Here is a 15,075-nt window from a genome sequence, read left to right as displayed (position 1 = left end):
GAGAGCTGCACCCTGATCCCAGGCGCTCGCCCCGGTTCCGCGCGGCGCGACGAGAAGACCATGGACGAAGTGCATCGGATCATGGCCGGCGGGTGGTTGGATCAAGCCACCACTCCTCATCCCTCGGAGGCTCCGTTGAACCCGGTGCTCGCGTTCGTCGTCGTCATGCTCGTCTGGACGATCAGTGACTTCGTCGCGAAGAAGACGAAGTCACTGCTCTCTTCGCTCTTCGTCGCCTCGATCATCTTCCTCATCGGGTTTCTGACGGGCATCTTCCCGGAGGACCTGCTGGCGAGCTCGAGCCTGCTGGCTCTCGCCGGCGTCGTCGTCGGCTTCATCATCGTCCACCTCGGCACGATGATCAGCCTCGACGACTTCAAGAAGCAGTGGAAGACCTTCCTCATCGGGGTCGCCACCGTCCTCGGCATCGGCGTCGCGCTGCTCGTGGCCGGCCTCATCTTCGGGTCGCGCATCACGGGCTCTGTGGCCGACGGCTACGCCCAGGCGCTCGACTTCGTCGTCGCCGGCACCGGCGCCCTGAGCGGCGGCACCATCTCGGTGCTCATCGTGCAGGAGGCCGCCCTCGGTGTCGGCCTCACGAGCATCGCGATCTTCCCCGTTCTCATCGCGGCGCTGCAGGGCCTCATCGGCTTCCCGCTCACCTCGATCCTGCTGCGCCGCGAGGCCGCCCGCCTCAAGGCGGACTACCGCGCCGGCGCACTCGTCCTGCCCGAGGCCGACGACCCCGCGGCCGCCGACACCTCGAAGCTCCCGTCGGCCCTGCGCACGACGGCCGGCACGCTCTTCGTCGTGGGTGTCGTCGTGCTCCTCAGCCTCGGCATCAACAACATCACCGACGGCATCCTCAACACCTTCGTCGTCGCGCTGATCTTCGGCATCGCGCTGCGCACCACCGGCATCTTCAAGCCGTCAGTGCTCGGTGGAATCGACTCGCTCGGCCTGATGATGATCGCCATCATGATCCTCGTCTTCGGCCCGCTCGCGACGGTGAAGCCCTCGGACGTCTCGGCGCTCGCGTTCCCGCTGCTGCTCGCCTTCCTCTTCGGCATCGTCGGCATCGCCGGCTTCTCGGCCCTCGTTGGCAAGCTGCTCGGCTACAGCATCCCGATGTCGGTCGCCATCGGGCTCACGTCGCTCTACGGCTTCCCGGGCACGATGATCCTGTCGCAGGAGGCCGCCAAGGGCGCCGGTGAGTCGCCCGAGGAGGTCGCGGCGATCGAGCACGAGATCCTGCCCAAGATGATCGTGGCCGGCTTCTCGACGGTCACGATCACCTCCGTCATCGTCACGAGCATCGTCGCGTCACGGATCGGCATGAGCTGACCCCCCAGCGGCCCCAGAACCCCCGGTTCGATGTTTCTGCGCGGGCCATGGCTCGCGGAGAAACATCGAACCGGGGGTTCGTCCGTGTGAGGGGTCGTCGTGTGCGGGGGTGGGTAGGGGTCGAGCCGGTGTCAGGAGAGGGCGGAGATGGCTTCCGCCGTCGCGATGACCTTCTGCGCGGTGTCGACGTGGAGGTTCTCGATGAGCCGGCCGTTCAGTGTCGCGACGCCCCGTCCCTCCGCCTGCGCGGTCTCGAACGCCGCGATGACGGCCCTGGCCTGCTCGACCTCGTCGGCACTGGGCGCGAAGACCTCGTTGCACGGCTCGACCTGCCCGGGGTGGATGAGGGTCTTGCCGTCGAAGCCCATCTCGCGTCCCTGACGCGCCTCGGCGAGAAACCCGTCGGCGTCCTTGACGTCGTTGTAGACCCCGTCGACCACCGCCACCCCCGCCGCTCGAGCGGCGAGCAGCACGAGCTGCAGCGCCGTCTGCACGGCCGCGCGGCCAGGCACGACGGTGGCGCCGAGCTCCTTGTAGAGGTCGTTGGTGCCGAGGACGAGGCAGGCGAGGCGGTCAGAGGCCCGGGCGATCTCCTCGGCGTGCAGCACGGCGACCGGCGTCTCGACCATGGCCCAGAGGCGGGTGTGCGCCGGAGCGCCGGCCGCCTCCATCGCTGCGACGAGCGAGCGCACCTCCTCCGCTGACCCGACCTTGGGCACGACGATCGCGTCGGGCCCGGCGGCGGCTGCGGCGGCGAGGTCGGCGTCGTGCCACTGCGAGCCGAGACCGTTGACCCGGATCGTCAGCTCGCGCCGGCCGTAGTCGCCGGACCGCACTGCGGCGCAGGCGTTCTCGCGCGCGGCGTCTTTGGCGTCAGGAGCCACGGCGTCCTCGAGGTCGAGGATGAGCGCGTCGACCCCGAGCGTCTTCGCCTTCTCCAGGGCGCGCTCGTTGGAGCTCGGCATGTAGAGCACCGAGCGGCGGGGGCGGTATGCACCCACACCCCCGGTCATCGCTGGTCACCTTCCGCTGCGGACCCGGCCGCGCGGGTCGTCGGGGGGTCCACGGGGGGCGGAGCCCCCCGTGTGCCGGCATAGAGCTCGGCGAGCGCGGGATCGGTCTGCGCCAGGCGCTCGGCGAGCTCGACGATGACGAGGCACTGCTTGAGGCTCGCGTCGTCCTCCATCTTGCCGTCGAGCATCACGGCGCCCGTGCCGTCGCCCATCGCCTCGACGACGCGCCGGGCGTGCGCGACGTCCTGCGCCGACGGACTGAAGACGCGCTTGGCGATCTCGATCTGCACGGGGTGCAGCGACCAGGTGCCGACGCAGCCGAGGAGGAAGGCATTGCGGAACTGGTCCTCGCAGGCGACGACGTCCTGGATGTCGCCGAAGGGGCCGTAGTACGGGTAGATCCCGTGCATCGCGCAGGCGTCCACCATCCGGGCGATCGTGTAGTGCCAGAGGTCCTGCTGCGCGGTGGTCCGCTCGCCGTGGACGTCGCCGTCCACCGGGTCGGTGCGCACGAGGTAGCCGGGGTGCCCGCCTCCGACGCGGGTCGTCTTCATCCGTCGGTCGGCGGCGAGGTCGGCGGGCCCGAGCGAGAGCCCCTGCATGCGCGGTGACGCCCCGCAGATCTCCTCGACGTTGACCATGCCGCGAGCCGTCTCGAGGATCGCGTGCACGAGGATCGGGCGGGTGAGCCCAGCCTTCGCCTCGAGCTGCGCGAGGAGCCGGTCGACGTAGTGGATGTCCTCCGCCCCCTGCACCTTGGGCACCATGATGACGTCGAGCTTGTCGCCGATCTCGGTGACAAGGGTCGTGAGGTCGTCGAGTGCCCACGGGCTGTCGAGCGCGTTGATCCGCGTCCAGAGCTGCGTGTGCTCCCCGAAGTCGGTCGCCGTGGCGATCTCGACGAGGCCCGCGCGGGCGGCCTCCTTGCGGTCGGCCTTGACCGCGTCCTCGAGGTTGCCGAGCAGCACGTCGACGGTGCCGACCATGGCCGGCACCTTCGCCGCCATCTTGGCGTTGCTCGGGTCGAAGAAGTGGATGACTCGGGACGGGCGGGCCGGGACCTCGGTGATCGGGGTCGGCGCGCCCACCGCCAGTGGACGGAAGAAGTCCTTCGCGCTGCGCATGGGCTGCAACGTAGCAACGCCCGGAGCCGGCCGGTTATGACGACAGTCACGCGGGCCCGTCCTGAGGCGTGGATCACTAGGGTGGTGCCGTGACCGCCCAGCCCGCCGAGCCTGTCGCGACCGCCGGACCAGCCGTGCCCGGCGAGGCCGCGGGCGCCGCCGCTGCCGGAACCACCTCCCCCGCCGCAGCTCCCCCGGCCCCCGGCGCCACCTCCTCAACGACCTCCGCCTCGACCTCCGCCACCACCTCCCCCGCCGCCGTCGCCGCCCTGCTCGGCGAGGCCATGACGAAGTCGGGCCTGCTCTGGATCGACGTCGCAGGCGACCGGGCGTGGCCAGCCTGGCACGTGTGGGACGACGGGGCGGCATACGTCGTCAGTGGGCCCGGGGAGCAGCCCCTGCCGTGGTTGCCCGAGGAGGTGCGGCTCATCCTGCGCAGCAAGGACACCGGCGGCCGCCTGCTCACGCTCCGCGCGCACACCCACGTCCTCGAGCCCGCCACCCCTGAGTGGGACAAGGCTGCCGAGCTGCTGCGGGCGTCGCGCCTCAACGCCGTCGACGACTCGCTGACCCGCTGGGCCGACGGCTGCACCGTCACCGCGCTCGTGCCCTTCGACGCGCCGATCGAGGCGCCGGGGGCGTATGCCGCCGGCGACGCCCGCTCCGCGCCCGCGCGCACCGCTGCCACGACGACGTCCTGGCGCCCCTGGCACTGGCGTGGCCGGGGCGAGGAGAAGGCGGCCCGGAAGCGGGCCAAGGCTGCTGAACGGGCCACACGCAAGGCCGCCCGGGAGCGCGCGAAGCTGCGGGCCAAGCGGCAACGACGTGGCGGGCGTCGGCGCAGCGGCTGACCCCATAGCCTTGCCCCATGAGCGCAAGCACCCGCGTCTTCGTCGCGCGCCTCACCGGCCTCGCGGTCTTCGATCCGCTGGGTGACCAGGTGGGACGCGTGCGCGACGTCGTGGTGATGTTCTCCGCCACCCGGCCCCAGCCGCGCGTCATCGGTCTCGTCGTCGAGGTGCCGGGCCGCCGTCGTGTCTTCGTGCCGATGACGAGGGTCACCTCCATCGACGCGGGCGCCGTCATCACGACGGGCCTGGTCAACATGCGCCGCTTCGAGCAGCGCACCAACGAGGTCCTCGTCGCGGCCGAGCTCTTCGACCGCACCGTGACCGTCACCGCGCCCGAGGCGGTCGAGGCCGGTTTCGCGTCGGCGCTCGTCGAGGACCTCGCGATCGAGCAGGGTCCGCGGCGGGACTGGCTCGGCGTCAAGGTCTTCGTGCGGCAGGCCGCGACCGGCGTCTCCTCGGCGTCAAAGGCGATGTCACGCCTCACCCGACGACGGTCGGGCAAGACGATGCTCGTCGACATCCGCGACGTCGTCGGCCTGCACGAGCAGCTGGGCGCGCAGAGCGCCGAGCGCCTGCTCGAGACCTACGACGACCTCAAGGTGGCCGACCTCGCCGAGGTCATCCACGACCTCAACCCGAAGCGGCGCGCCGAGGTCGCGGCCGCGCTCGACGACGAGCGCCTCGCCGACGTCCTCGAGGAACTGCCCGAGGACGACCAGGTCGAGATCCTCGCGGGCCTCGCCAACGCCCGCGCCGCCGACGTGCTCGAGGCGATGGAGCCCGACGACGCCGCCGACCTGCTCGCCGACCTGCCGCCCGAGCAGGCCGAGCAGCTGCTCCAGCTCATGGAGCCCGACGAGGCCGCTCCCCTGCGTCGCCTGCTCGCCTACGACGAGAACACCGCCGGCGGCATGATGACGACCGAGCCGGTCATCCTCGGGCCCGAGGCGACGATCGCCGAGGCCCTGGCGACCGTGCGCCGCGAGGAGCTCGCGCCCGCTCTCGCCTCGATGGTCTACGTCTGCCGTCCGCCGCTCGAGGCTCCCACGGGCCGCTACCTCGGGCTCGTCCACATCCAGCGGCTGCTCCGTGAGCCGCCGCACGCCGCGATCGGGTCGATCATCGACAAGGAGATCGAGCCGGTGGCCGCGAGCGACTCCCTCGAGCGGGTGACCCGCACGCTCGCGACCTACAACCTCGTCTCGCTGCCCGTGGTCGACGAGAACGGCCGGCTCATCGGGGCCGTGACCGTCGACGACGTGCTCGACCACATCCTCCCCGAGGACTGGCGTGAAGAGCGGCACGAGATCGGGGTGCGCCCGTGAGCGAGCGTTCCGAGCGCCGCAGCGCCGCCCGCGCCGGGCACAGCGACAAGCTCGACCAGCCCCAGGAGCAGCGCGCCCGGGTGCTGCCGAGGATCACGCTCTCGCAGGAGGCCTTCGGGGTCCTGTCCGAGCAGTTCGCCCGCCTCATGGGCACGGCCGGCTTCATCATCGGCATGACGATCTTCGTCGCCGTGTGGGTCGTCTGGAACGTCGCCGCGCCGGCCCAGCTGCGCTTCGACGAGTTCCCCTTCATCTTCCTCACGCTGATGCTCAGCCTCCAGGCGTCGTATGCCGCGCCGCTCATCCTCCTCGCGCAGAACCGCCAGGCCGACCGCGACCGTGTGGCGCTCGAGCAGGACCGGGCCCGCGACGAGCGCAACCTCGCCGACACCGAGTTCCTCACCCGCGAGGTGGCCTCGCTGCGCATCGCGCTGCGCGAGCAGGCGACGCGCGACTTCGTCCGCTCCGAGCTGCGCAACCTCCTCGAGGAGCTCGAGGAGCGCTCGCTCATCCGCGGCGAGGACGAGGCGGCCACGGACCAGCGCTGAACGTGGGCGAGGGCACAGGGGGCCGAGGCCGCCCGCGGCGGTGAGGCCCCGAGGGTCGGCCTACGATGGAGGACATGTCTGTCCCCGCGCTGCCCAGCCGTGACGCCATGCTCACGGCACTGTCGAAGGTCAACGACCCCGAGATCCGCAAGCCGATCACCGAGCTCGGCATGGTCAAGTCGGTCGAGATCGACGACGCCGGCAAGGTCGCCCTCGCGATCTTCCTCACCGTCTCGGGCTGCCCGATGAAGGAGACGCTCACCCGCGACTCGAGCAACGCGCTGCTCGCCCTCGAGGGCGTCACCTCCGTCGAGGTCGAGCTCGACGTCATGAGCGAGGAGCAGCGCGCCGAGCTGCGCTCCCAGCTGCGGGGTGGGGCCCCCGAGAAGGAGATCCCCTTCGCCAAGCCCAACAGCCTCACCCGCGTGTATGCCGTGGCGTCCGGCAAGGGCGGCGTCGGCAAGTCGTCGGTGACGGTCAACCTCGCCGCCGCGATGGCCGAGCAGGGCCTGCGGGTCGGGGTCGTCGACGCCGACGTCTACGGCTTCTCGGTGCCGCGCATGCTCGGTGTGGAGCAGCGTCCGACCCAGGTCGACGACATGATCCTGCCTCCCATCGCGCACGAGGTGAAGGTCATCTCGATCGGCATGTTCGTGCCGGGCAACCAGCCGGTCGTCTGGCGCGGCCCGATGCTGCACCGGGCGCTCCAGCAGTTCCTCGGCGACGTCTTCTGGGGCGACCTCGACGTGCTTCTCCTCGACCTGCCGCCGGGCACCGGCGACATCGCCATCTCGGTCGCGCAGCTCATCCCGACCGCCGAGATCCTCGTCGTGACGACGCCGCAGCAGGCCGCGGCGGAGGTCGCCGAGCGAGCCGGCTCCATCGCCCTGCAGACGCACCAGCGGCTCGCCGGCGTCATCGAGAACATGTCGTGGCTGGAGCTGCCCGACGGCACCCGCCAGGAGATCTTCGGCTCCGGTGGTGGCCAGGCGGTCGCCGACTCGCTCACCAAGAGCATCGGGGCGCCCGTGCAGCTGCTCGGGCAGATCCCCCTCGACACGCGACTGCGCGAGGGCGGCGACAGCGGCATGCCCGTCGTGCTCGGCGAGCCGGACTCGGCCGCCGCGGTGGCCCTGCGCGGCATCGCCCGCGGCCTCGGCACGCGTGCGCGCGGGCTCGCCGGCCGCTCTCTCGGCCTCACGCCCGCTGGGCGCTGACCGACCCCGCCCCAGCGACCGGCCCGGGGTGCCACGGCCCGGGCGGGACGGCATACGGACTCGGCATCCGAACGGCACCCGAACGCGAGACGGCCGGAACGAGAAGTCGTTCCGGCCGTCCTGCTCTCAGGTGGCTTCGGCGTCCCAGGGCGTCGGCAGCGCCGGGTCGTGACCCCGCGGGGTGCTCACCGGCTTGTCGTATGCCGCAGGGGCCTCGTCCGCGTCAGGCGGCGCGCTGAGCGCGTCGCGCACGATCTTGCGCGGGTCGTACTGTCGCGGGTCGTACGCGCGCCAGTCGATGTCGGAGAACTCCGGACCCATCTCGTCCTTGAGCTGCTCCTTGGCGCGGTCGGCCATGCTGCGGGCCTGGCGCACGAAGCGCCCGAACTTCGCGGCATACTCCGGCAGGCGCTCGGGACCGAGCACGAGGATGGCGAGCAGACCGAGGAGCAGCAGCTCCCAGCCGTTGATGTCGAACACACGTCCTCGCTTCCCTGCGACCCTGGCTGCGTCATCATACGGATGTCGCCCGAACGTCAGCTGTCCGGTTCAGCCTCGAGGGTCATCTGCAGGTCGATCTGCTTGCCGTCACGCTTCACGGTGAGGGTCACGGTGTCGCCCACGGCCCGCGAACGGATCGAGACGATGAGCTGGTCGGGGGTGCGGATGCGCTTGCCCTCGAAGCCGGTGATGACGTCGCCGGGCTTGACTCCCGCCTTGTCGGCCGGGCCTCCCGCGGTCACCGCCGTCGCCTTGTCGGACACCTGCGCGCCCTCGCCGCTGAAGGTCTGGTCGAGCTGCACCCCGATGATCGGGTGGGTCGCCTTGCCGGTCGAGATGAGCTGGTCGGCCGTGCGGCGGGCCTGGTCGCTCGGGATGGCGAAGCCGAGCCCGATGCTGCCGCCTGTCGTGCCGCTCGCGCCCGGCACCCGGGCGATGGCCGAGTTGATGCCGATGACCTTGCCGTTGAGGTCGAGCAGCGGACCACCCGAGTTGCCGGGGTTGATCGCCGCATCGGTCTGGATCGCGTTGATGTAGGAGGTCACGTCGCCGCCCCCGGAGCCCGGGGTGACGGGCCGGTTGAGCGCGCTGACGATGCCCGTCGTCACGGTCTGGTCGAGCCCGAGGGGCGCGCCCACCGCGATCACCTGGTCACCGACGACGACCTTGCTCGACGGCCCGAGCTGCAGGGGCGTCAGGCCGGGGCGGCTGACCTTGAGCACAGCCAGGTCGTAGCTGGCGTCGCGGCCCACGATCGTCGCCTTCTCGGTGTCGCCGTTGCTGAGGACGACCTCGATGTCGCCGGAGGCAGCACCCTCGACGACGTGGTTGTTGGTGAGGATGTGGCCCTTGGCGTCGATGACGAAGCCCGACCCGGTGGCCGCCCCCTCGGCGCCGCCGTCGACCTTGATCGTCACGACGCTGGGAAGGGCCGTGGCAGCGATGCTGGCGATGGAGCCGGCCGGGCGGTCGGTCGCGCCGGGGCCCGGCTCCGGAAGGGTCGAGCCGGCGAGGTTGACCCGGTCGTCGAGCAGCTGGCCCGCGACTCCGCCGACGAGGCCGGAGAGCAGGCACAGGCCGACGACGCCGGCCACGAGGAGCCCGGACCGCGAGCGCCGCCGCTTGCGTCGAGCGGGCGCCGTGCCGTCGAGAGGGTCTGCCGAACCGGCGGGCGCATCGGTGAAGGTCACGGCCTCACCGGTCGGGGCAGGCCAGGCGAAGCCCCCACCCGAGCCGGCGTGGGTTGTCTGACCCTCGGGGGCCTGCAGGGGTGCCCCTTCAGCGCCCGACGGGCCCGAGGGGATCACGGGCGGTGCGTAGGACGCGCGGTGGGCCTGCTCCGCGAGGGCGTCGGCCCGGTCGCTCCCCCAGTCCTCGTCGGCGCGCGCGGGCACGCCGGGGCCCTGCGTGGGGTGCTCGGGACCGAAGACGTCGAACCACGGGTCGTCGTGGGCAGCGGCCTGCTCCTGCCCCGTGGAGGTGGCCTCGGTGCGAGGCACCGGGCGCGTGTGTTCGAGGTCGATGATGCCCGTCTCGTCAGGCTGGACGTCGCGAGGGGTCCCAGCCCCGGGCGTCGTCGACTCGTTGGTCATGGCCCTGATTGTGCCGAACGTGCGACCGAGAGGCGCACCGGGCCCACCTCGGCGACGAGCGCACTCGCGCGGTTGCGCACGACCCAGTAGGGCACGGTGACCGAGCCCTGCGAGCCGGACGAGCGGGTCGTCCCCCCAGAGCCCGATGTGCGCGAGGAACCGGCGGACAGGCCCGGGCCGGCGACGGTCTGCCCCGACGTAGCCGACGGAGCCGACGGTGCCGACGGGGCCGGGAAGGTCGTCGTCGCCCCGATGGGCGTACCGCCGAAGCCCGACTCGCCGAAGCTGGCGACCGGCACCCGGGCGGTGGTCGTACGAGCCCCCGGCAGCGGCGAGATGGCCAGACCCCAGGCCGCCGCGACGGACGCGCCGGCCGCGATCGAGGCCACGACCGCGGCCCGCATCGGCGAACGGTGCAGCGGGGGCGCGGTCGGGCGCACGGTGGGCACGGGGTCGTGGGACGGGCCGGACGGCATACGGAAGCCGAGTGGTGGGACGGGGACGCGAGGACCGCTCGAGCGGATCGGGTCCTCCATCGGCGGCGGCGTCGCCGCGAGGCCCATGAGCGAGGAGCGCAGGCTCATGGGCACGCCGGTGTCGGAGCGCAGGGCCGCGACGATGCGGCGCTCCTGGTCGGCCGCGTGACGGCACATCGTGCAGCACACGAGGTGCTTGTCGTAGAGGTGGAGCAGCGCCGGAGGCAACGACCGGTCGACGTAGGCCCGCACCTGTCCGCGGAGGTGTGGCGTCACGGCGTCAGCTCCGGCTGCATCAGCGGGTCCCTGCTGCCACACGTCGGCCGGGCAGGCGCAGACCCGAGCGGGCCGTGCGGGTCTCGGGCTTGCCACCCTGCGACGAGCCGGCGGCGACGACCTCGGGAGCGCGGTGGGCCAGCGCCTCGCGCAGCTGCGCACGGCCACGGTGGATGCGCGAGCGCACGGTGCCGAGCTTGACGCCCAGGGTCGCGCTGATCTCCTCGTAGGAGAGGCCCTCGATGTCGCAGAGCACGACCGCCGCCCGGAACTCCGGCGCGAGCGCGTCGAGCGCTCGCTGCACGTCGTCGTCGAAGCGGGAGTCGTGGTAGGTCTGCTCGGGCCCCTTCTCGAGGCTCGCGAGACGGCCGGCGGCGTCCTCGGGGAGGGCGTCGAAGCGGATGCGCTGCTTGCGCCGCATCTTGTCGAGGAAGACGTTGGTCGTGATGCGGTGCAGCCAGCCCTCGAAGGTGCCGGGCTGGTAGGAGTGCAGGGAGCGGAAGACGCGCACGAAGACGTCGTGCGTCAGGTCCTCGGCGTCGTGGGGGTTGCCGGTGAGTCGGTAGGCGAGCCGGTACACGCGCGCCGAGTGCTGCTCGACGATCTCCTCCCACGTGGGGGGAGTCCAGGCCGCGTCGGGCTCACCCGTGGCGGGGAGCTGGCTGCTGGTCACGCTGGAGGTCACGATGGGCTGACGCCTTTCACGGGGGCTGTGAGGTGGAGAACGTCGTCTCCCCCTCTTTCGTTCCCGATCAGCCTCTCGATGTCACCCATGAGTCCGCACATCGGAACCTGTCAGGAACCTGTGAATCCTGTGTGGGGGCTATTTCTCGGGGTTCTGGGGCGACTCGACCGCTGCCGAGCCCCCTGGGACGGCCTCGTGGTGGGCTCGTCCGTGGGTGCGGCGGTCCTCCTTCATCTCGGCCTCGAAGAGGTGGCGCCGGCCACCGACGAGGTCGCCGCGAGCCTGCTCCTCGAGCCGCTTGAACGTCGCGTAGTAGTCGTCGTCGTACTCCTCGACGATCTGGAAGGTCCAGCGGCCCTCGACGACGTTTCGCCCGACGAGCTCGGTCTCGAGGCGGTCGGCGAGGTCGCCGTGGCCGGCCTCGCGGAACAGGTCGACCGCCTCCCCGAGGGTGAGGTCGGCCATGCCGGAGAGCCGGTGGAAGCCGTAGAGGTGACCGCGCGCGTCCTCGACGACCTCGAGAGCCTCCGACAGCTTGCCGAGTGCCTCGACCGTCCGGTCGTCGACACCACGGGGCCGGCGGTGCTCCGGCGTCGGACGGTCCTGCGGCGGCGTGTCGTCGGCCTGCCCGTCGCCCGCCCGTGCGTCGTCCCGGCTGTCGTTCGTGACCTCGTCCATGACCAGATCCTTACCCTCCGCGGGCACCGCCCTCCCCGGACCGTCCCACCCGTCACAGTAGGCTGGCGCGCATGAGCACCCAGAAGGTGGCCGCCTGGTCGCACGCCGAGGAGTTCGTCACCCCGGGCGCGCACGTCGAGGAGGCGGAGCGCCACGGCGAGGAGCTCGGAGCCCGCCCCGTCGGCAACGGCGTCGGGGCCGCACTGCAGCTGCTCGCCGCCGCCACCGGCGCCAAGGCGGTGATGGAGATCGGCACCGGCGCGGGCGCGTCGGGGCTCTGGCTGCTCGGCGGCATGCCCGACGACGGCATCCTCACGACGATCGACCTCGAGGCCGAGCACCAGCGCGCCGCACGCGACGCCTTCGCCGCCGCCGGCTTCGCGCACCAGCGCACCCGGGTCATCGCCGGTCGGGCCCTCGAGGTGCTGCCGCGGATGACCGACGGCGCCTACGACCTCGTGGTCGTCGACGCCGACCGCCAGGAGTACCCCGACTACGTCGAGCAGGGCGCCCGCCTCCTGCGCAGTGGCGGCACCCTCGTGCTGACCTGGTCGGACAAGGAGGCCGACCCGGCCAATCGCGACCCCGAGACCCGCACGCTGCGCGAGGTCGGGCGCTCGATCCGCGACCGCGACGACTTCGTCACCGCGCTGCTGCCCGTCGGCGAGGGCCTGCTCGTCGCCGTCAAGCGCTGACCCCACCCCTCGGCAGGGCCACGGGCGAGCGTGGGCCCGGCGGGCGGCATACAGCCGCGGTCGGCCGGCTCCCGTGGGCGATGCCCACCGCAGGGGTATGCCGTGTGCTTGGGGCATGCGAACGGCCCCCGACCGTGTGGTCGGGGGCCGTCGCCAAAACTGGATCGGCTGGGGGTCAGCTGACGCCGGCACAACCCTGGATCGCGTCGCGCAGTGCCGCAGCCTCGTCGGGGGTCATTTCGACCACGAGACGCCCACCGCCCTCGAGGGGCATGCGCAGCACGATGCCGCGACCCTCCTTGACGACCTCGAGCGGGCCGTCTCCGGTCCTCGGCTTCATTGCTGCCATGGTTCCCCTTCCCTAGGAATCCTCGGTCCTTGTGGAACATTATTCCGTGTCTGTATTGCCAGACCTAATCCGGGATGTGATGGAGCGCACGCAGAGGGGGCTGCGGGTTCCGCAGGCGGCGCAAATGGGCCAGAGTTGCGGCCATGACCGAGTCACCCGCGACCGCACCCACCCGCCCCGACGCGACCCAGCCCACCGCCGCCGGGTCGGCGCCGCTGCTCGTCGAGATCGACGGCGGTGTCGCCTGGCTGCGGCTCAACCGGCCCGACGCGATGAACAGCCTCGACAACGCTCTCAAGGACGCGCTCGTGGCCGCGCTCTCACGGGTCGGCGAGGACCCGGCCGTTCGGTGCGTCGTGCTGACCGGCAGCGGGCGCGCCTTCTGCGTCGGGCAGGACCTCAAGGAGCACGTGCGCAGCCTCTCGGACCCCGACTCGACGCTCGCGACGACGGTCACCGACCACTACAACCCCATCGTCATCGCGCTCTCGACGATGAACAAGCCGGTCATCGCCGCACTCAACGGGGTTGCCGCCGGCGCCGGGCTCTCGTTCGCGCTGGCGTGCGACTTCCGCATCGCGGCCGAGGGGGCAGGGCTCAACACCTCGTTCGCCGGCATCGCGCTGTCGTGCGACTCGGGCGCCTCGTGGACCCTGCCGCGGCTCGTCGGTCCGGCTCGCGCGAAGGAGCTGCTCCTCCTGCCGCGCACCGTGCCCGCCGACGAGGCCCTCGCCCTCGGGCTGGTGACGAAGGTCGTGCCGGCGCAGGAGCTCGAGCACGCGGTGGGCGAGCTGGCCCACACCCTGGCCGACGGCCCGACGCTGGCCTACGGCTCGATCCGCCGCGCCGTCGCCTACTCGGCGGGCGTCGACCTCGCAGACGCCTTGGCCAACGAGGCGGACCTCATGGCCCTCACCGGGGGCAGCAGCGACCACCGGGCGGCCGTCGACGCGTTCCTCGCCAAGGAGAAGCCGACCTACACCGGGAGCTGACCCGGGTGGTGCGCTCGGGCGGCCGGCTCGGGCTTGGAGCCGGGTCGAGTCAGCTGGCCGCATCAACTGGTGGATCAACTCGCGGGAGGTGTCGTCAGAGCAGCACCAAGTCCGAGTTGATCAGCCGTTGATCAGCCAGTTGACCAGATGCCGAGCCTGGGGCCTGGGTCAGGGCGCGGCACTCTTGCTCCTGCGCATGGTCTGCTGGATCTGGGGGTGATCACCCCCAGATCCAGCAGACCATCGCGCTGCCTTCAAGCCCATACCGCCATAGGCCCCGGACCCCGGGGTCGAACCCCTGTCTCGAAGCGCGAGGCTCAGGCCATCCGAAGTGCGCCGGGCACGCCGCGAGGAACTGCCCGCACCGGCGCCCTCACGCCGCTGGCCTTCGCGGTGAGGTAGAGCGCCTCGATGCGCCGCAGCTGTCCGTCCGGGTCGCGGGTCAGGGCGCTCGGCGTGACCCCCACGACGACCACCCTGACGGCGGAGAGGTCCGAGGCGCATGCGACGGTCTCGTCCCAGTCCAGCACCTCGCCATGGAACTGCCGAGACTGCACCATGAGCGCCAAGGCGACATCGTCGATCCAGAGGTCGGGCGAGGTGAGGGCCTCGCCCGTCGGACCCGTGACGAGGGGGTTGGCCCAGGGCTCCGGCAGGATCGCGGACCGGTGCACGAGAGCCAGCAGATCCGACTCTGGCACGGACCACGTGCCTGCAGCAGCCTCATCGAGGAACCGTCGCAGGCGCGCAGAACCTTGTCGTCCTCGAAGGTCCAGCCAGTGCTCGAGGTCGTCAAGACGCACGAGCCGGCGCTGGACGGCGTCGTGGATGAGGCCGCGTGCCGACCGGTCATCGGTCTGTGCCGCCGCATCGATGACGGCTCGGGGCAGGCACGACAGCCGTAGCGGCCCGCGATCGATGACCGGCTCGGCGGCGATGGTCGTGCTCGTGATGCTGACCCAGGCCACCGTTCGTGCTCGACGCGGAGCGGGCACCAGCACCCGGATGGGCGCCGCAACTCGAGCACCTCGCACGCCGTGGAGCGCTGCCGCAGTCATGCCCCCGAGCCACGAGCCCTCCCCCGCGAGCAGGAGCGCCGCCATGAGGCGCTGCTCCTCCGTCGGCAACCCGGTGTGGAGGCAGAGCACGCCCGGCAGCACCATCCGCCAGTGGCGCCCGCTGCGCCAGCGGATCGTCTCGCGTGTTACCCCGGCGCCTCGCAGCTGGGCGACGCTGACGACTCCCGACTGACGTGCTGCGAGGGCGGCGGCTGCGTCCGGAAGGAACATGGGTCGAGCGTGCCCCGCCCCGATACACCCGTCGCGCCGCATCCCGAGCCTGTGGACGGCCGGCGCCGTTGCGGACCGGGTCCGCAGGGGTGTGGACCGGGAGCGTTTCTCGAACGACGC

Annotated in this window: 16 protein-coding genes; 7 read left to right on the top strand and 9 right to left on the bottom strand. The window is 71.8% G+C overall.

The window, feature by feature from the left end:
• Positions 1 to 60 precede the first annotated feature (60 nt).
• Positions 61 to 1,344, top strand: coding sequence for a hypothetical protein (locus FHX52_RS17370; RefSeq protein ID WP_246070089.1), 1,284 nt, complete (start codon positions 61 to 63; stop codon positions 1,342 to 1,344).
• Between the two features lie 131 nt (positions 1,345 to 1,475).
• Here FHX52_RS17370 and FHX52_RS17365 read toward each other — a convergent pair whose 3' ends face one another.
• Positions 1,476 to 2,357, bottom strand: a complete 882-nt coding sequence (locus FHX52_RS17365) for an HpcH/HpaI aldolase/citrate lyase family protein (RefSeq protein ID WP_141823531.1) — start codon at positions 2,355 to 2,357, stop codon at positions 1,476 to 1,478.
• The gene (locus FHX52_RS17360; RefSeq protein ID WP_246070087.1) at positions 2,354 to 3,481 is read right to left on the bottom strand and encodes an HpcH/HpaI aldolase/citrate lyase family protein; all 1,128 of its coding nucleotides are present in this window, start codon (positions 3,479 to 3,481) and stop codon (positions 2,354 to 2,356) included. The genes FHX52_RS17365 and FHX52_RS17360 overlap by 4 nt, the downstream gene beginning before the upstream one ends.
• 89 nt (positions 3,482 to 3,570) lie before the next feature.
• Here FHX52_RS17360 and FHX52_RS23960 point away from each other — a divergent pair, with 89 nt between their 5' ends.
• From FHX52_RS23960 to FHX52_RS17335, 4 genes are all read left to right on the top strand, one after another.
• Complete coding sequence (locus tag FHX52_RS23960; protein ID WP_185747343.1) at positions 3,571 to 4,332, top strand: hypothetical protein; 762 nt, start codon at positions 3,571 to 3,573, stop codon at positions 4,330 to 4,332.
• A gap of 17 nt (positions 4,333 to 4,349) precedes the next feature.
• Complete coding sequence (locus tag FHX52_RS17345) at positions 4,350 to 5,657, top strand: magnesium transporter MgtE N-terminal domain-containing protein (protein WP_141823530.1); 1,308 nt, start codon at positions 4,350 to 4,352, stop codon at positions 5,655 to 5,657.
• Positions 5,654 to 6,205, top strand: coding sequence for a DUF1003 domain-containing protein (locus FHX52_RS17340; RefSeq protein WP_141823529.1), 552 nt, complete (start codon positions 5,654 to 5,656; stop codon positions 6,203 to 6,205). Before FHX52_RS17345 ends, FHX52_RS17340 begins: the two co-directional genes overlap by 4 nt.
• A 74-nt stretch (positions 6,206 to 6,279) precedes the next feature.
• Complete coding sequence (locus tag FHX52_RS17335; RefSeq protein WP_141823528.1) at positions 6,280 to 7,422, top strand: Mrp/NBP35 family ATP-binding protein; 1,143 nt, start codon at positions 6,280 to 6,282, stop codon at positions 7,420 to 7,422.
• A 126-nt stretch (positions 7,423 to 7,548) separates the two neighbouring features.
• On the opposite strand, the gene tatB is transcribed toward FHX52_RS17335, so the two are convergent.
• The 5 genes from tatB to FHX52_RS17310 form a co-directional block, all read right to left on the bottom strand.
• Positions 7,549 to 7,902 carry a Sec-independent protein translocase protein TatB gene (tatB, locus tag FHX52_RS17330; protein ID WP_141823527.1) on the bottom strand — a complete coding sequence of 118 codons (354 nt, stop codon included), beginning with the start codon at positions 7,900 to 7,902 and terminating at the stop codon, positions 7,549 to 7,551.
• A 56-nt stretch (positions 7,903 to 7,958) separates the two neighbouring features.
• Positions 7,959 to 9,515 (bottom strand): S1C family serine protease, encoded by a 1,557-nt coding sequence (locus tag FHX52_RS17325; RefSeq protein WP_141823526.1) that lies wholly within the window; start codon positions 9,513 to 9,515, stop codon positions 7,959 to 7,961.
• The gene (locus tag FHX52_RS17320; RefSeq protein WP_141823525.1) at positions 9,512 to 10,267 is read right to left on the bottom strand and encodes an anti-sigma factor; all 756 of its coding nucleotides are present in this window, start codon (positions 10,265 to 10,267) and stop codon (positions 9,512 to 9,514) included. The genes FHX52_RS17325 and FHX52_RS17320 overlap by 4 nt, the downstream gene beginning before the upstream one ends.
• Positions 10,268 to 10,286: 19 nt before the next feature.
• On the bottom strand, positions 10,287 to 10,940 hold the full coding sequence (gene sigE / locus FHX52_RS17315; RefSeq protein WP_141823524.1) for an RNA polymerase sigma factor SigE: 654 nt from the start codon (positions 10,938 to 10,940) through the stop codon (positions 10,287 to 10,289).
• Positions 10,941 to 11,090: 150 nt separating this feature from the next.
• Complete coding sequence (locus tag FHX52_RS17310; protein WP_221630628.1) at positions 11,091 to 11,630, bottom strand: hypothetical protein; 540 nt, start codon at positions 11,628 to 11,630, stop codon at positions 11,091 to 11,093.
• Positions 11,631 to 11,701: 71 nt separating this feature from the next.
• On the opposite strand from FHX52_RS17310, the gene FHX52_RS17305 reads away from it, so the two are divergent.
• The gene (locus FHX52_RS17305; RefSeq protein WP_141823523.1) at positions 11,702 to 12,325 is read left to right on the top strand and encodes an O-methyltransferase; all 624 of its coding nucleotides are present in this window, start codon (positions 11,702 to 11,704) and stop codon (positions 12,323 to 12,325) included.
• A gap of 175 nt (positions 12,326 to 12,500) precedes the next feature.
• Here the strand turns inward: FHX52_RS17305 and FHX52_RS17300 are convergent, their stop codons facing one another.
• Positions 12,501 to 12,674 carry a DUF3117 domain-containing protein gene (locus FHX52_RS17300; protein WP_141823522.1) on the bottom strand — a complete coding sequence of 58 codons (174 nt, stop codon included), beginning with the start codon at positions 12,672 to 12,674 and terminating at the stop codon, positions 12,501 to 12,503.
• A gap of 143 nt (positions 12,675 to 12,817) precedes the next feature.
• Between FHX52_RS17300 and FHX52_RS17295 the strand changes: the two genes are divergently transcribed.
• Positions 12,818 to 13,666, top strand: coding sequence for an enoyl-CoA hydratase/isomerase family protein (locus FHX52_RS17295; protein WP_141823521.1), 849 nt, complete (start codon positions 12,818 to 12,820; stop codon positions 13,664 to 13,666).
• Positions 13,667 to 13,983: 317 nt separating this feature from the next.
• On the opposite strand, the gene FHX52_RS17290 is transcribed toward FHX52_RS17295, so the two are convergent.
• The gene (locus tag FHX52_RS17290; protein ID WP_141823520.1) at positions 13,984 to 14,955 is read right to left on the bottom strand and encodes a hypothetical protein; all 972 of its coding nucleotides are present in this window, start codon (positions 14,953 to 14,955) and stop codon (positions 13,984 to 13,986) included.
• Positions 14,956 to 15,075 lie beyond the last annotated feature (120 nt).

It is taken from the genome of Humibacillus xanthopallidus (assembly GCF_006717145.1).
Lineage (GTDB): Bacteria > Actinomycetota > Actinomycetes > Actinomycetales > Dermatophilaceae > Humibacillus > Humibacillus xanthopallidus.
The sequence above is the reverse complement of the archived record's forward strand: the minus strand, read 5'-3'. Positions and strand labels throughout refer to the sequence as shown.

Excerpts from the sequence above, each read along its gene's own strand:
- FHX52_RS17290 (WP_141823520.1), bottom strand. The coding sequence starts at position 14,955 with ATGTTCCTTCCGGACGCAGCCGCCGCCCTCGCAGCACGTCAGTCGGGA.
- FHX52_RS17335 (WP_141823528.1), top strand. The coding sequence starts at position 6,280 with ATGTCTGTCCCCGCGCTGCCCAGCCGTGACGCCATGCTCACGGCACTG.
- FHX52_RS17305 (WP_141823523.1), top strand. The coding sequence starts at position 11,702 with ATGAGCACCCAGAAGGTGGCCGCCTGGTCGCACGCCGAGGAGTTCGTC.
- FHX52_RS17295 (WP_141823521.1), top strand. The coding sequence starts at position 12,818 with ATGACCGAGTCACCCGCGACCGCACCCACCCGCCCCGACGCGACCCAG.
- FHX52_RS17365 (WP_141823531.1), bottom strand. The coding sequence starts at position 2,357 with ATGACCGGGGGTGTGGGTGCATACCGCCCCCGCCGCTCGGTGCTCTAC.
- FHX52_RS17360 (WP_246070087.1), bottom strand. The coding sequence starts at position 3,481 with ATGCGCAGCGCGAAGGACTTCTTCCGTCCACTGGCGGTGGGCGCGCCG.
- FHX52_RS17370 (WP_246070089.1), top strand. The coding sequence starts at position 61 with ATGGACGAAGTGCATCGGATCATGGCCGGCGGGTGGTTGGATCAAGCC.
- FHX52_RS17345 (WP_141823530.1), top strand. The coding sequence starts at position 4,350 with ATGAGCGCAAGCACCCGCGTCTTCGTCGCGCGCCTCACCGGCCTCGCG.
- FHX52_RS17325 (WP_141823526.1), bottom strand. The coding sequence starts at position 9,515 with ATGACCAACGAGTCGACGACGCCCGGGGCTGGGACCCCTCGCGACGTC.
- FHX52_RS17300 (WP_141823522.1), bottom strand. The coding sequence starts at position 12,674 with ATGGCAGCAATGAAGCCGAGGACCGGAGACGGCCCGCTCGAGGTCGTC.
- FHX52_RS17310 (WP_221630628.1), bottom strand. The coding sequence starts at position 11,630 with ATGGACGAGGTCACGAACGACAGCCGGGACGACGCACGGGCGGGCGAC.